The organism is Methylobacterium sp. R2-1, from assembly GCF_014191355.1.
In the GTDB taxonomy this organism is placed as follows: Bacteria; Pseudomonadota; Alphaproteobacteria; order Rhizobiales; family Beijerinckiaceae; genus Methylobacterium.
The window spans coordinates 230,325-245,506 of the sequence record NZ_JACHWM010000009.1 but is presented as its reverse complement, the minus strand read 5'-3'; the positions used below and the strand labels follow the sequence as shown (position 1 = coordinate 245,506).

The 15,182-nt window shown below is 62.2% G+C and carries 11 protein-coding genes and 4 pseudogenes; 7 read left to right on the top strand and 8 right to left on the bottom strand.

All coding sequences use genetic code 11. The features are described from left to right. Positions 1–104: 104 nt before the first annotated feature. The 4 genes and pseudogenes from FHU13_RS14790 to FHU13_RS14775 form a co-directional block, all read left to right on the top strand. Positions 105–335 (top strand): annotated as a pseudogene (locus tag FHU13_RS14790) (integrase core domain-containing protein); the annotation flags it as partial. Positions 336–579: 244 nt separating this feature from the next. Next, positions 580–2,208: an inorganic phosphate transporter gene (locus FHU13_RS14785; protein ID WP_183436622.1), complete on the top strand. Its 1,629-nt coding sequence runs from the start codon at positions 580–582 to the stop codon at positions 2,206–2,208. 220 nt (positions 2,209–2,428) lie between these two features. Further along, positions 2,429–2,788, top strand: a complete 360-nt coding sequence (locus FHU13_RS14780; RefSeq protein WP_183436621.1) for a hypothetical protein — start codon at positions 2,429–2,431, stop codon at positions 2,786–2,788. 175 nt (positions 2,789–2,963) lie between these two features. Continuing rightward, positions 2,964–3,890: a YiiG family protein gene (locus FHU13_RS14775; protein ID WP_183436620.1), complete on the top strand. Its 927-nt coding sequence runs from the start codon at positions 2,964–2,966 to the stop codon at positions 3,888–3,890. Between the two features lie 581 nt (positions 3,891–4,471). Here FHU13_RS14775 and FHU13_RS14770 read toward each other — a convergent pair. After that, positions 4,472–4,660, bottom strand: a pseudogene (locus FHU13_RS14770) (integrase core domain-containing protein); the annotation flags it as partial. A 948-nt stretch (positions 4,661–5,608) separates the two neighbouring features. On the opposite strand from FHU13_RS14770, the gene FHU13_RS14765 reads away from it, so the two are divergent. Continuing rightward, positions 5,609–6,466 carry a manganese catalase family protein gene (locus FHU13_RS14765; protein ID WP_183436619.1) on the top strand — a complete coding sequence of 286 codons (858 nt, stop codon included), beginning with the start codon at positions 5,609–5,611 and terminating at the stop codon, positions 6,464–6,466. A 68-nt stretch (positions 6,467–6,534) separates the two neighbouring features. On the opposite strand, the pseudogene FHU13_RS14760 reads toward FHU13_RS14765, so the two are convergent. The 5 genes and pseudogenes from FHU13_RS14760 to FHU13_RS14740 all read right to left on the bottom strand — a co-directional run bounded on the left by FHU13_RS14760 (position 6,535) and on the right by FHU13_RS14740 (position 10,447). Beyond that, a pseudogene (locus tag FHU13_RS14760) lies at positions 6,535–6,822 on the bottom strand (DNA-binding protein). Positions 6,823–7,038: 216 nt separating this feature from the next. Further along, positions 7,039–7,572, bottom strand: a pseudogene (locus tag FHU13_RS14755) (response regulator); the annotation flags it as partial. A gap of 388 nt (positions 7,573–7,960) precedes the next feature. Further along, positions 7,961–8,164, bottom strand: coding sequence for a hypothetical protein (locus tag FHU13_RS14750; protein ID WP_183436618.1), 204 nt, complete (start codon positions 8,162–8,164; stop codon positions 7,961–7,963). Positions 8,165–8,557: 393 nt separating this feature from the next. Next, the gene (locus tag FHU13_RS14745) at positions 8,558–8,806 is read right to left on the bottom strand and encodes a hypothetical protein (protein WP_183436617.1); all 249 of its coding nucleotides are present in this window, start codon (positions 8,804–8,806) and stop codon (positions 8,558–8,560) included. A gap of 573 nt (positions 8,807–9,379) precedes the next feature. Beyond that, positions 9,380–10,447, bottom strand: a complete 1,068-nt coding sequence (locus tag FHU13_RS14740) for a M42 family metallopeptidase (protein WP_183436616.1) — start codon at positions 10,445–10,447, stop codon at positions 9,380–9,382. Between the two features lie 998 nt (positions 10,448–11,445). Between FHU13_RS14740 and FHU13_RS28595 the strand changes: the two genes are divergently transcribed. Continuing rightward, positions 11,446–11,718, top strand: a complete 273-nt coding sequence (locus FHU13_RS28595; protein WP_409518502.1) for a DUF6894 family protein — start codon at positions 11,446–11,448, stop codon at positions 11,716–11,718. Between the two features lie 887 nt (positions 11,719–12,605). On the opposite strand, the gene FHU13_RS14735 is transcribed toward FHU13_RS28595, so the two are convergent. Further along, positions 12,606–13,460, bottom strand: a complete 855-nt coding sequence (locus FHU13_RS14735) for an inositol monophosphatase family protein (RefSeq protein WP_183436615.1) — start codon at positions 13,458–13,460, stop codon at positions 12,606–12,608. Positions 13,461–13,627: 167 nt separating this feature from the next. Here FHU13_RS14735 and FHU13_RS14730 point away from each other — a divergent pair, with 167 nt between their 5' ends. Continuing rightward, positions 13,628–14,041: a VOC family protein gene (locus tag FHU13_RS14730; RefSeq protein WP_183436614.1), complete on the top strand. Its 414-nt coding sequence runs from the start codon at positions 13,628–13,630 to the stop codon at positions 14,039–14,041. Here the strand turns inward: FHU13_RS14730 and FHU13_RS14725 are convergent. Further along, positions 14,038–15,129, bottom strand: a complete 1,092-nt coding sequence (locus FHU13_RS14725; protein ID WP_183436613.1) for an IS630 family transposase — start codon at positions 15,127–15,129, stop codon at positions 14,038–14,040. The genes FHU13_RS14730 and FHU13_RS14725 overlap by 4 nt on opposite strands. Positions 15,130–15,182 lie beyond the last annotated feature (53 nt).

The window sequence follows — 15,182 nt, the reverse complement described above, 5'->3', positions numbered from 1 at the left end:
CGGTCGGGCCAAGCTCGATCTGCTCGAAGCGCGGCTGATCGGCGTTGGGTGACGCCGACTGCATCAAGAGTGCGCCAGACCCCCTTTTGGACGCCGATACCCAGCTGGACTTCTCGCGGCCTGGCAAGCCGACCGACAACGCGCTGGTCGAGTCGTTCAACGGCCGCCTGCGCGACGAGTGCCTAAACGCGAACTGGTTCTTGTCGTTGGCCGACGCGAGGAGCAAGATCGAGACGTGGCGGCGGCAGTACAACGAGAGCCGTCCTCACACAGCCCTGGGGTGGCTGACGCCCCAGGAATTCGCCTTGGCGGCGGCTCAACAAGTCGCCGGATGAGTCCCGGAGGCTCACCTTTCAGCCGGACCAAAATCCGGGGGACCGTCAACAGCAGCCCGACGACCTGCCTGGTTGGCATCTGCCTTTCGGCAGTGGAGTTGCAGTGTCTCAGGCAATGCTCCCACGTAGATCGGCACCAAGCGACCACACCACGTGCTCGCTCCGGCCGCAGCCAAGTTGTCACCCGCTCGTCATGGCGCACCTTTAATCCCTGCTTGCCCAGCAAAATTAATTTGAGGCGATCATGTCCGACGCAGCCTTGGCCCCAGGCGGAACGGCCGGCCATGCGCCGACCAGCAAGCCACGCCTCGACCACGGCATCCATCCCGGTGGCGTCATCGCTTTCCTGCTCGTGCTCGTAGCCGGCCTCGGCTACGCCGTCGTCAGCCTGATCGCTGATATGAATGCCGTGCACCAGGAGCCGCTCGCCGTCGGCGCCTTCGTGCTCCTCGGCCTCGCGCTCCTGATCGCACTAGGCTTCGAGTTCGTGAACGGCTTCCACGATACCGCCAACGCGGTCGCCACCGTGATCTACACGCACTCACTGCCGCCGCTCGTCGCGGTGATTTGGTCGGGCGCCTTCAACTTTCTTGGCGTCCTGCTCTCCTCGGGCGCTGTCGCCTACGCCATCGTCACGCTGCTCCCCGTCGAGCTGATCCTGCAGGTCGGGTCGGGCGCGGGCTACGCGATGATCTTTGCCCTGCTGCTGGCCGCCATCATCTGGAATCTCGGCACCTGGGCCCTTGGCCTGCCGAACTCCTCCTCGCACGCCCTGATCGGATCGGTGCTGGGTGTTGGCCTCGCCAATCAGTTCATGGGTGGGCAGGACGGCACCTCGGGCGTCGACTGGAACCAGGCGCTCGGCGTGTTCAAGGCCCTCGCCTTCAGCCCTGTCTGCGGCTTCGTGCTCGCAGCCCTCCTGCTGCTCGCCCTCAAGTTCGCGGTTCGCCGCAAGGATCTCTACGAAGCCCCGAAAGGCGACACGCCGCCCCCGCTCTGGATCCGCGGCCTACTGATCCTGACCTGCACCCTGGTCTCGTTCTTCCACGGCGGCAACGATGGGCAGAAGGGCATGGGCCTGATCATGCTCATCCTGATCGGCGCGGCACCGACTGCCTATGCCCTGAACCGCACCATGACCGCCGATGCGACACCAGCCTTCGTGCAGAACTCGCAGGCTGCCAGCACGGTCTTCGCGGCTCGCTCCGACGGAACGGTGCAGCCCGAGGCGGCCCTAGCTCGCACGACGGTCGCCAGCGCGCTCAAAACGAAGGAGCTGAACAAGCCGGAGGTGTTTGGCGCTCTGGCCGCGCTATCGACGGACATCGCCGACATGGTGAAGAACTACGGCTCGATCCGCCAGGTCCCGGCAGCGGCGACCTCCAACGTCCGCAACGACATGTATCTCGCCGCCGACGCGATCCGGCTGCTGCCGAAATCCGGCGCGACCTTCTCGGAGGCCGAGGCAAAGACGCTCAAGGGCTACACGGAGCTTCTCAACGCAGGCACCCGCTACATCCCCGACTGGGTGAAGGTCTGCGTCGCGCTGGCGCTCGGCCTCGGCACCATGGTTGGTTGGAAGCGCATCGTCGTCACCGTCGGCGAGAAGATCGGGAAAACTCACCTGACCTACGCGCAAGGTGCCTCAGCCGAAATCGTTGCGGCTGGGACGATCGGTTTCGCGGAAGTCTACGGCCTGCCGGTCTCAACCACGCACATCCTTTCCTCGGGTGTGGCTGGCACGATGGCGGCGAACGGCTCGGGCCTGCAGCTCTCCACGATGCGCAACATGGCGCTCGCCTGGATCACCACGCTGCCAGCGGCAATCCTGATCGCCGGCACGCTGTTCTTCATGCTGCGCCACGTGTTCTGAAGTGGGATGCTCGCCCCTGCCGCACCTGTCCGACGCCCCAGCGGCGAGGCGGTGCTCCCGAGCCTTCTCCAGGGCCATGAGATTCGACCAGAGTGGCCGCGGTTATCTCGTCGCTCACGAGAAGGGGCTGACCGCTTCCGGGAACTTCGGCGAGGGCTTCACCTAGCTACATTTCACGATGCCCCTTGGTAGCGCAGGCAACTTAGCTAAAGGTGTATCGGTGAGGGCATTCTGGGACGATTGCGGCCAGGGCATTCCCTCTGATCAGGCGACGCCGGTCAATCTGTGGGAGGCCAGCAGAATCTGGTCGGACGAGATCCGGGGAGTGCAGGGCAACTTCCTCGGCCTGATTGATGACGAGGGCAGGACGATCCAATTCTACTTTGACGCTGGCATCCCTGACGGCGTCGACGATGCCAGTCACCTCTGCATCGTTCTGATGGACTTCCCGCAGCTGGACCTTGGCGGGTCATACGGAAGGCATGTGGCTATCGGCGAGGTGCACCGCTTGATCAAGATGGCGTTCGAGGTTGGGGCGGATCATCGTCATTTCGGCGAACTGAACTTCACGGCTCGGTAGGCGTCTATCCGCGACCACTTCCTCACCACCCAGTGCCCAGGCACATCCCGCCAAGGTGGAAGCACTTGCCGAGTTCTTCGCCGCGCGGCTCTCGCCCAGGCCGACCTCGGCGCGTGGCCTTGTCACCACGGGACGGGTACACCGGCCGGGTCTACTTGGAGGACGCGCCTGACCCATGAGAACGACGACTTGGCTGACCCTAACCGCGCTGCTCGCCACCACGCCCGCACCCGCCCAGGCGCCGGCGGCCAAGCCGGCCGCGGCGAGCGAGAGCCCGGAGCAGGCTACGATCCGCAAGCTGAACGCCTATGTCGGGTTTCTGAACCGCACACTGCGCGCACAGGAGTCGCTCACCCGCTACCAGAGCTGGGTCAACATGAAGACAGGGCCCACGGGCCGCGAGCGCATCATCTACGGCCTCTACGGGCTCTACGACGTGCGCGGCGAGATTGCAAAGGCCGAGGCGGCCATGGCCCAGCCGCCCGCGATGCCGGGGCTCGACAGCGCCATGAAGGACTACATCGCCGCCTACCAGGCGCTCGCCCCAACGGTCACGGAGGCGGAGGGCTACTACGAGCGGCAGGATTACCGTACCGACAAGATGGAGCAGGGCAAGGCGTTGCATGCCAAGCTGGCGGTTGCGGGTCCGGCCTTCCAGGCCGAGCGCGCCAAGGTCGACGCGCTGTTCCGGGTCGAGAAGGAGAAGAGCGACGTGGCGGAGCTTACCGCCATCGAGGCGCGCGAGGGCCGCAAGGCGCGTTGGCACGTGGCGAATGTCATGATCGAGGCGCGCAAGGTCATGGACCTGCTGCCCACGGACGCCAAGCCGGTGGTCAATATGCCTGTCTTTGACACCGCGCTCGCGCGCTACGGGATCGCCGTGAAGGACATGGACGGGTACAGCGCCGCCAATCCGAACTCCTTCCACGTCTTCGAGGGCCGGCCGCGCTCGCTGCTCGGCAAGCTGCGGGAGTTTGACGACAAGCTGGCGAAGGCCAAGGGTGACGCGCGCCGCGGTGCCGGGCGCGACGTGACCTGGATCGTAAACGACTACAACACCATGGTCTCGACCGCGCAGACGGCCACGATGTTTACCCGGTGACGCTGGCTACGGCGACCACGAATTCGATGCAGGTTTAAGTCCAATCACCGCCTCATCGATGACGATAACACTTGGTCCGGCCTAATCGAAGCTGATGCCGTGCTGCTTGAGGAGCCGCTTGTCCGACGCGTTGTCCGGCATGTCGGCTACCATCTCCAGCGCGCCCTCGTCGAGGTTGTGGGGTACGGTCTCGGTCTCGGGGACCGTGCGCCGCTAGTCCAGGAGGGCGAGCACGGTCATGACCACGCCCGGGACCGCCACGATCAAGGTTAGGAAGAGCCCGGCCTCAGGCTGGGCGGCCGGCCCTCTGCCGCCCTGCCGAGCGCCGGTCAGGGGTTTAGGCGGGCGGCTGGCGAGCCGGGTCGATCTTCCTCAGATGGACCGGCTCGCCGTTATCTGGCGGGTGCCCGATCCGCGCTAGCTGCGTCGGAAGCTACTGAAGAACCGCGTCAGGTTGGCGACAACGCCTTCGCCTTCAGTCTCTGGATCCGCTGCTTCATGGGCCGCATCAGCTTCGCTGAAACGCCTGCCGGCCTCGAACAATGACCTGACCGGTATTTTGGACCGAGCCGAGTGAGAGGCTACTGCATGGCCGCTGCTATGGGTAGCCGGAAGGTCCGATCGGGGAAGCTGACAGGCGCGGGCGGCCGGTAGCCCAGGGACGAGTGCGGCCGGACGCGGTTGTAGGTGTTCTGCCACAGGGCGATTACGGCCTGGGCTTCCTTGAGCGAGTAGAAGATCTCTTGGCGCAGGCACTCGTCGCGTAGCTCTGCTCGGAGATCTCTGCCTCATTGCATGCGAGCGCCAAGCTCTTAGCATTCACCCCAACAGGCGTTCCGACTGCGGCCCCTAGCAGTGCTCGTCCGATTTCCTGCCTGGGTTCAGGCCGCAGGGCGATCAGCTCCGGCCCGTGATCTCGCGCACCTCTCCGTAGCGCAGGTTGAGCGCTGCGACTTGGTCAAACGTCGGCTGCTCTGGCGCGAGTTCGACTTGCCATCCCTCAGGTGCCTGCCGTCGAACCGCCTCAACCGCCTCCTCTCGCGGAAGGACAGCGATCCAAAGCCGCGTTGGCGAAAGCCGCCCCTCCGCCTCGGGATGCCGGACGACAACGTAGTGAACGCCTATCGCGATGTCGCTCATGAGGCCAGCATCGCAGATATGGGCTTGGTGGCAAAGCTGAGTGAGGTCGCCCAGACAACCGCTGCTGCTGTCGACTGGCTCGCTGAGGGCGAAACGACAGTCGCGCTCTTCTGCGTCGCATGGGGGTGTCAGCGTCACCCAACTAATGCCGGCGGCCCCCCCGCCCAAGCTGTCCCGCGACCGACTTGCCCGTGGATTTTAGTAGTAGGTGAGGATGGTGTCTGGACCTTCCGGTGCTTCAGCGGGACGATCCGGTGCCGTCGGAGCCGCCCATCGCGCCCGAACCCGTAGCATCGCTACGCTGGGAACAGCTCTAGCGCCCCGGGAATGGCCTACAGCAAGCGCCCTGCGCCGCGTCTTGCACAACATATCTGTGCCGGTGGTCGTGAGCGCCTACGAGCTCTGAGGCATTTGACTCACGACCGCGCCTGACGGAACTGCTCTTGGACCTGAAACCACCTCGCGCGAATGAACCTGCATGACGTGGTTGGGTTAGGCAGACCGAAGGCGGCAGACGTCGCGGGCCGCCACCAGGCTGGTGCGCGAGATCGTGAGCCTGCCTGAACTGAGGATCCATCATGTATTATCATGACAAGCGGCTCCAGTATCCGGTGCGCGTTGACAGCCCGGATCCGGTCTATGCCCGCATGCTCCAGCAGGCGATCGGCGGTATCGAGGGTGAGATCCGCGTTTGCTTCCAGTACTTCTTTCAGGCCTGGGGCAACCGCGCGCCGAACGCCAAGTACCGCGACATGCTCCTCCATACCGCGACGGAGGAGATCGGCCATATCGAGATGCTCGCGACAGCCGTTGCGATGAACCTGGAGACTGCTCCGACCAAGGTTCAGGAGGCAGGCGCCGCCGACGCCATCGTCGGCGCCGTCATGGGCGGCGAGAACCCGCGCCACATCGCCGAGGGCATGCTGCACAAGCACCTGCTCTCCTGCGGTATGGCTGCCTTCCCGGGCAACTCGGACGGTATTCCCTTCGACATGAACCACATCTACGCCAGCGGGAACATCGCGGCGGATATGTACTGCAACGTCGCTGCCGAGGCGACAGGCCGGACGCTGGCGGTACGGCTGTGGCAGGCAACGAACGACCCGGGCATGAAGGACATGTGGAGCTTCCTGATCGCGCGCGACACCATGCACCAGCAGCAGTGGCTCTCCGTGATCGAAGAACTCGGCGGCAAGGAGGGCGCGCTGCCGATCCCGAACTCCTTTCCGCAGTCGGAAGAGAACCAGAAATACAACTACAGCTTCTTCTCGACCTCGAACGACGGCTCCCCGCCGCCCGAGGGCCGCTGGACGAACGGTCCGTCCCTGGATGGCAAAGGCGAGTTCAACGCGGTGCAGAACGCACCGATGGGTGAGGAGCCGGTGCTAGGCCCGGCGCGGCCTGACAGTGGCGCCCAGAGCGAGCAGATCGCCTGAATCCAAGAAGGTGGGCGTCTGCGATCAGAGGCCCACCTTTGCTGCCGCATACGGTTTACCGTACGCCGCTAACGGCTTGCGGCAACCGCTAGGTGCACGCCCGCGGCCTTCTGCGCCGTGCTCAGGACGCTGAACAGGGTGCTGGCGGTCGGATGGCCCATCGGGCTGAGCATGCGTATCAGGCTCTTGGACAAGGAGCCGGTCTCCTCAGCCAGACGCTCGAAGCCGATCGTCGCGTTGATGTAGTTGCGCAGGACCGCCTTGCCGGTTTCGAGGTCGACTGCCAGAAACTGGTCGACCCTCTCGGTCAAAAGGGCAGCCCGGAACTACGGGTCGCGCTCGGCGCGCGCCTTCACGGTGTCCTAGAAGCTGCGGGTCAGGGCCATCACCCCTCCTCCTTTCTCCGTCGTCTGTACTCCGCCCAGTCATCCCCGCGCTTGCCGACGTCCCTTGACGTGCGATCCGAATTGCCATCCGCGGCGGCCGTACGGCTTCTAAGCTGGGACGGCCGGCCCGGTTGCCGTCCTTGGATGCCCAAGGGGGCACGGCACCTCCGCCGCGCCCGTGGCTCCTCAGCGCATGATCAATTCCCGGATACGGGCCGCCAGGACTTCCACGGCGAAAGGCTTGGTCAGAACGGCCATGCCCGGTTCGAGCTGCCCATCGGGGGTAGAGCGTTCTCAGCGTAGCCGGTGATGAAGAGGACCTTCAGGTCCGGGCGGTCCACCCGCGCGGCGTCGGCCATCTGGCGACCGTTGAGGCCGCCGGGCAGGCTGACGTCGGTGACGAGCAGGTCGATCCGCGCATCCGACTGCAGACCCTTGAGGCGGCCGGCCGCGTCCGCTGCCTCGACGGCGGTGTAGCCGAGGTCGGCCAAAACGTCCGTGACCAGCATGCGCGCGCTGGGCTCGTCGTCCACGATCAGCACCGTCTCCCCGGCCTCGGCGACCAGCCGCAGCCCGACCCCCGCGCCGCGACCTCACGCTCCGCCTCGCCCGGTGGCGAGGTAGGTAGACGCCGACCGTGGTGCCCTCGCCGACCGTGGAGTGGATGCGGACCTGCCCGCCCGACTGCTTGGCGAAGCCGTAGATCATCGACAGGCTGAGGTACGGGAGCGCTTTCAGACCGCGTACAGCGCAATGCTGGACGCGGTGAAGGCGGCGGCACGCCCTACGGCACTCTGCACGATCTACGACCCGCTTTATCCGGACTCTCAGCGAAAGCGGCTGATCAAGACGGCCCTCGCGCTGCTCAACGACGTGATCACGCGCGAGGCCTTCACGCGGCGGCTCTCGCGGTGGACCTACGCCTGCTGTGTTATGAAGACGCGGACTTCGACAACCCCATCGAGCGGTCCGCGCAAGGTGGGCAGAAGATTGCTCAGGCTATCACAGCTTTCCTTTATGCGCGTCCTGAGGTGCATCCAAAGCTCAGTTTCAGTCTCGAAAACTTCTCTGCCGGTCCGCCGCGGCTACAGGACGACCTCGTCCGCGGTCACGGATCCCGTTCCTCGACGACTGTCGCATGATAGATGCGCAAGGCCGTAAGAACATCCGCTTCAGACCGCAGTGCCTTTTCAGCCTCGGTCGTATCGAAGCCTGTATGCGCGAGGGACAGCAGCACTACGATCTGCGCAGCGACATGTGTCTCTCGTGCCCGGATCACTAGCACCAGTTTAGCAAACTCCTCTTCTGTCATCGTCGCACACTTATGGCTGCACATATGATTTGCAGCCGAGTTGACTATGTCGCGAAGGCTTCAGCCGAAGCGATGTGAGCTCCGAGACGGTGAAGTGTGTACTTCCAGGCCATGCCTGAACCACGTCATGCGATCAGAGTTCTACTCCCACGGACATATCGTTCACTGGCGTCCTCACCCCGCCCGGCTCAGCCGCGGCGAGGCTCTTTTGTAGCTGCGCTGAACGGTAGCGCTACTTCTACATCACGGAGCCGCCGGTCGAGGTGCTGAGTGCCCCGTGCGCAATCAACAAGCCGATGCCAGTCGGTGACGTGATTATGCTGCTCACAGGTGTGGATGACCCGCTCGCATCAGGCAAGGCGGACCATCGTTCGTTACCTGCTCAGGTCTCAATCAGCAGCCGTCGGCACTCTGCGCTTGCTTGCCCGGAAGCTGATTGGCGCCAACGTTGTTCATTGCGCCAACTGTTTTCGGCGCACTCGGCTGCTGACCGTCAGCAAGGTTCTTCGTGGAATGATCGGCGCTGGAACTCTTGTCGCCGGCGGTCTGCTTGCCCTGAGTGTTGCACGGTGCTGCGATGGTAGAGGTAGCCGTGAGGGCAACGATCGCCGTCGCGCTGAGGAAGGTTGAGATATTGAGCATGCGTTCCTCCGAAGGTTTCTAGTTTGAATGGGAAGCTCACACCAAAGAAAGTGGTTCCTCACGGACCCGTGAGCTGAATGGCGGCAGAATTGCCGAGATGCATCGGCTTTGCTCGGCTGGCTTAACGGCAGCGGAGTTTCAATGTTGCGCCTAAGCTGCCGGCATCCGATTCGCGGCACTTGCAGGGCCAACTCTCCACTTCGTCGCCTAGCTAAGCCGCTCTTGCCTCCGAAGGCCTTTCGGCATCGCTGCCAGCTACTTTAACCGCGAGGCGCGGTCCGACGAGCAGCTGTTGCACCTCCAGGACTGCGCTCGCGGCCACAATCATCGACGATCCGAACGTCAGCCATCCCCGCGGCTTGCAGCGACATGCCATGCTCAAGAGCGCTGAGCAGCGTTGCGCGGCGATAGGAGAACCTCCTCGCGGATACGCGCGCCTCGATGATGAAGCTCAATTGTTGCTCCCATTAATACATTCAGAGCAGAATACCGGCTACGCCACTACGCTTCGATCTCACCGCCGCGATGTCGAGCCCAAAACGCTGCCCAACTATGGATCGCGAGAAGTGATTGCTAGTAAGGAGAAAAATCTGTTTCTCGTGTTACTCGACGACAGTACGCAGACGTCAAGCGGATGCACTGATCCAAATCTGTTAGGCTCAACAATTCACAGGGAGTATGCATGTAGCGGATTGCAATTCCTACGAGTCCAACTGCCATTCCTTCCCTGTTAAGCTGCATCGCATTGGCATCTGTCGGCGTGGCAGAAGGTGAGACACTCACCTGAAATGGGATGCCCTCTTCCTTTGCTGCCCTTGATAAAAGATCGAAAACAACCGGGTTCGTGTTAGGTCCGCGGGACACGCTCGGACCCTCGCCAATCTTGAGCTCTCCGTGCTGTGTCTTACTCACGCCCGGATAGTCGATTGCGTGATCCACATCGATGGCAAGTCCAGTTTGTGCAGCTATGCTGAAGGCTGAGGTTCGCGCGCCACGCGATCCGATTTCTTCCTGAACCGACGCGACGAAATAAACGCCAACGCCAGGAGCGAGACCTCCCTCCTCACTGAGGCTGCGCAAAGCTTCAGCCACAACAAACAGGCCTGCCTTGTTGTCAAACCCTCTTGCCGCAGCGCGATCTCCCAGCAAGGACTGAAATTCGTACTGATATGTAATCGGATCGCCAAGTCGCACAACAGCTTCAGCTTGCGCGCGTGAGGTCGCACCTATGTCAATCCATAAGTCGGTCAACTTTGGTTTTTTCTTTTGCTCGTCTTCGTCGAGAAGATGACTAGCCTTGCGTCCAACAACGCCAGGCGTGCGCTCACTTCCATATACCCAGACCCTCTGGCCAGGCGGAATAGTGCTGTCGTGCCCGCCGATGGCGCTAAAATAGAGAAGCCCGGCCTCATCTATGTAGTGCACAACGAACCCGATCTCATCCATATGCGCCGCAAGCATTATCTTCATCGGCGCGTCAGGATTGACCGCTGCTATGATGTTACCATGCGAATCTAGGCTCACGCGATCCGCATAGCGCTGCGTGTATTCTCGAAAGAGCTTTGCAGCTCCCTGCTCGTAACCGCTAGGGGACGGAACGTTGGCAAGAGCTTTCAGGAATTCTAGCGACTCATGATCCATGCTAATTGGCGCACCTTTTTTGGCATCTCCCATCCAAGCCGAGACAGCGCCCGGCCGAGATGTAGAAGCGTATGATAAGCACATCACAGCCGTCTGGTCCTGCAGTATTTGCCAGACACCGAGGAGGTCTCGAGGCCGTACAGAGACAATCGACTCCCTCTTGGCATTTTGCATTGAGGAGAAGGTAGTTATCGGCCTGGCAAACGCCATCCTAAGTGCCGAGCCGCGGCTCCGTAGTGCTTCGCACGACGCAGACATTCATGAGCACGCTCTAAAGGCATCTGTGCGTCAGTGCCCGACCTGCGGGCAAGGAGCACCGCTTTTCGCGCCTGTGCTGCATGAGTGAGGCACACGATCGCATCCCGCCTCCTCAGAGAGGCTGGGTTCGGCTCAGTGCCCATCTCTTCCAATGTGAGCATCCTTACCTCTTCCTAGGCCGTACCCGCGTGTTGCCACCGAGATCTGGCCTAAACAAACCTTGGACTGAAGGCATGAGCCCTTAAGTTGCTGGGAAGCTTCAGGGCAGTTCGTCGGCTACACCCATGGATTGTTAATGGGCGCAGACCCAAGATGTTTCGGTCCGATACCGCACAAAGCTCCAAGCAACGGGCTGTTTGCGCTGATCCGCATATGACCAAGCTACTCGGTGAAGAGCACAGACGAGGCGAACCTCTTCGTCCTTTCGACGACCTTCAAGGGCTGGGCGTCTAGAACCGTAGGAGAATGGCCCAGCCTGGCAGCGGGATATCTCCGAGCTCAGAAGCCCCGATTCTTGAAGTGCCGCTCCGACTGTTGTGCATCGCAGCGTTTCAAGCCCGCCGTCGACGGCTGTGTTCCTCAAGGCATACCTGTCCCGCCAGCTCCTCCTGTATCCGGCTCCTCGCATGTTTTTTAGCTCGGCTCTGTCTGGAACCAGACACTTCTGACTACTCGATTGAACGGAGCGTGTCAGTGCTGTTTACGTGCTGTAATGAAGGTTATATCGAGCGCGGGGATACATGCAGCGTTTCTACTTCAACTTGCAGACTCCGCGGGGACGGCAAGTGGACAGAAAGGGCCGTGACCTTCGGAGCGCTGAGGAGGCGTTCCTGGAGGCATATCGGGCCGCTCCGCTCCTAGCCATGGAGGTGGTCAGTCAAGGCGGTGACCTAAATCATTACACCTTCGAGGTCATGAACGAGGCGGGGCAGCTTGTTTGGGATCTTTCCTTCCATGAGGCCTTGGAACGTATTTTTCGTCTACGCCGCCCACATCCGCCTGCGCTGAACTAGGTGCCTGTCCGCCGGGCCTCAGGGTCACCTTGGCCGGGTGTTGTCTCCAACGTCGGATGACACCTACAGGCACCGCAGAATGGTCCATCCCAGCTTACAGCACTGGCCAGCGTTGCGCCCGCTTCGGAGCGCAGTCATTGTGGTCGGGCGACGGTCGGCCCATCTTGGGCCGATGCATCAGAGGCGCGCCAATGAATTGCAGCAACTCGCGAACAGGAGCGAGGTAGCAGCCTGGGAGCTGGCGCAAAATGCGGACGACCTTGAAAGTCAAGGGTATAACGAAGCGGCAGCTACGTTACGTCATCAGGCTCGTGCTTGCCGCGTAAACGCGATCTGCTCCCGTACGTTAGCAGGAGGCTTGATCTACATGAGCCTGGCACGATCCTAAAGCTGATCCCGATCAGGTCAGCTCCTCGGCTGATCGTGGTCCGAGAGCGGTCCTCAAAAGCTTAAAGCATGGATTTGAGATCCGCGCACAACGATTGGATCTGAGCGCGAGCGCGGCTAAGCCATTAGTCTGACTGGCGTGGCAGTAGGACTGCGCTACCTGCTGCGGGTGCCCTGCCATGCCTTGGTACTCGGGCTACAATTTGCTGCTGGCCGCTCTTCCGCTCACTCGAATGCCAGAGCCTCGGTGGTTCAAGCCCGCCTTGTGGGGGCTTGCATCTTCTATGAGGAGGCATACCAACCTGCGAGCCGTTGCAGGTGGGTGGATTGCCTTGTGCATGCCGGGAACGGCGCGGACATGTTGAGAGTGGAACGTTCTCAACCGGCTAGGTGCGCATATGGACGTCTGTAGCTCATCGCTCGCGACGGAGAGAACATGAGGCAACTTATCCACGAGGCCCTTCGGGAGTTCGGTTTGCGGCCGAGACCTCCAGCCGGCTTCAGGACGTATTCATCTCCCGGACGAGCAGACGCTCAGGATCTGGGACGCCCTCGATGAGGGTTGTCCAGACCTGGTTCCATACCGCCTGACTTCGTGCGACGAGGAGGCCCAAGCGCTTAGCTCCCGGCCTGAATGGGTCCCGATTTAAATAGGCTGCATAGCCGCCGCTCTCCTGCAGCAAGAGAATCCCAGCCGCATGGTCCCAGGGCATACTCCGCCAAAACAGCACGAAGTCCTGGCGACCTTGGAGGACAGCAAGATACTCGGCTCCGGTGCATTTGCTGCCCGGTGAAACGTCGCCCAAGCTAAGAAAGCGGCGCTCAATGGCGCTCCGCAGCTCATCGTCATAATAGCGCGTCCAGGCTGCGCCGCGGAGGTTACTTGCCGCAGGAGTTGTCGTTGATTTGAGCTGCAGCAAAGCATGCTCACTTTTGCTAGTGGTCAGAAGGGCGTCCTTTACGGGATCGAGGATCCAAGCCACGACAGCCTTGCCGCGGTACAGAAGTGCGATCATCATCGCGATTGGCCCCTTGCCCTCTACGAAGTTCGCGGTGCCATCCACGGGATCGATCAGCCACACCCACTCTTCATCGATGCGTCTGAGCAAAGTAGCATCCGCCGCGACTTTCTCCTCGCCGATCACCAGCGAGTTTGGAAGAAGCGCCATAACAACTTCGGACAGCTGAAGTTCAACTTCACGGTCGATCTGCGTCACGACTGAGCCGCCAGCTTTCCGTGAAACTTCCGCACCCCCAGGGTTGTTCAAGCTTGGAACCACGAGCGATCGTGCCGCTTCGCGAAGTGCTGCTGACACAGCATCTTGAAGACCTGCTGGAAGCTGAGCGCGCCACATGCCGGCTTGACGTTCTGCTGTCAGAGAACGGGGTTGGGAGGGGTACTCTGATGCCTGATCCATCGTGTGAGCTGGACATCATTTGCACAGTGATTTCAAGCGGTGGCGGGGCAGGAGGCATAGTCCATAATCGGTCGTTCCGCGTTGGCTCACGGGAGGAAATGTCTATGCCGAAGCTCAACGGTGTCCTTGAGACCGTGCTGTACGTCGAGGATCTCGAGCGCGCTGACGCCTTCTATCGCGATACGCTTGGCCTGATGTGCATCCACTCCGACTTCCGAATGCGCGGCTATGATGTCGGCGGCCGCAGCGTAGTCCTGCTCTTTCCGCAGGGCAGTTCGTTGCATCCGATCGATACACCAGGAGGAACGATCCCGCCCCATGACGGCAGCGGACCTTCCCACATAGCCTTCTCGATTGACGCTGAGGTGCTCGCCGAATGGGAGAACCACCTCGTAGTATCTGGCGTGGCCATCGAGGGACGCACTCAATGGCCGAGGGGCGGCATCAGCATCTACTTTCGCGATCCTGACGGTCACCTGCTGGAGCTTGCCACGCCCGGGCTCTGGAAGGGCTACTAGTGGTTTGAGTTGGAAGTTCGTTGGCAGAACCGCGCGACGTTGGTGAGAATGTCATCGGCGGGCTTAGTCCAGACAAACGGCTTGGGATGGGCGTTCGTCTCAGCGATGTAGCCCCGGATCGTAGCCTCCAGATCTGCCGTGCTGGTGAAGGCACCCCGCTCCAAACGGCGACGGGTTAGCAACGCAAACCAACACTCGACCATGTTCAGCCACGACGCACTCGTCGGGGTGAAATGCAGGTGAAAACGGGGATGCTGCAGCAGCCAGTCGTGGATCAGCTTGGTCTTGTGCGTCGTCAGGTTATCGAGCACGAGATGCACCTCCAGATCGCGTGCGACGCTGCTCTCGACCTGCTCTAGGAAGGCCCGGAACTCGACGCTGCGATGACGCGGCTTGCAGCTCCCGATCACCGTTCCAGCTTTCACGTCGAGGGCGGCAAACAGGTCGAGCGTGCCGTGCCGGCGATAGTCGTGCGTCACGCGCTCGGCTTGGCCCGGCCGGAGGGGAAAGGCTGCAGCCGTGCCCTGCACCGCCTGGATCTGCGGCTTCTCGTCGATGCACAGCACCAACGCGCGATCGGGTGGAGCGAGGTAGAGGCCGACGACGTCGCGGACCTTCTCGATAAACGCTGGATCCGTAGAGAGCTTGAAGGTGTCAGCTTGGTGCGGCCGCAGACCGAAGGCGCGCCAGATCCGTGACACCGCACTCTGCCTCGTGCCGGTGCGGCGCGCCATCGAGCGGGTACTCCAGTGCGTGGCGTTGGCCGGTGCCTCTTCCAGAGCGAGGGCGACCAGGCGCTCGATGGCCTCGTCATCGATGCTGCGGGGTGCGCCGGAGCGTGGCGCATCGACCAGCCCCTCCAGCCGATGCGCGGCGAAGCGGCCCCGCCACAGCGCCACGGTCTGACGGCTGACCTTCAGCGCCGTAGCCACTCCCAAGTTGGTCGCGCCCGGTTCGGCACAGGCGAGGATGATGCGCAGACGCTGAACGAGCGCCTGCCCGGTCCCGTGTCGGCGCAGCAGGCGCTTTATCTCACCCTGCTCGTGCTGGCTGAGATCGAGAGAGACTGCCTTCGGACCACGCGACATGGCGCACCTCCATCAGGAAGCACCAAACGCTCTACCCGCCCAACCAAACTGTC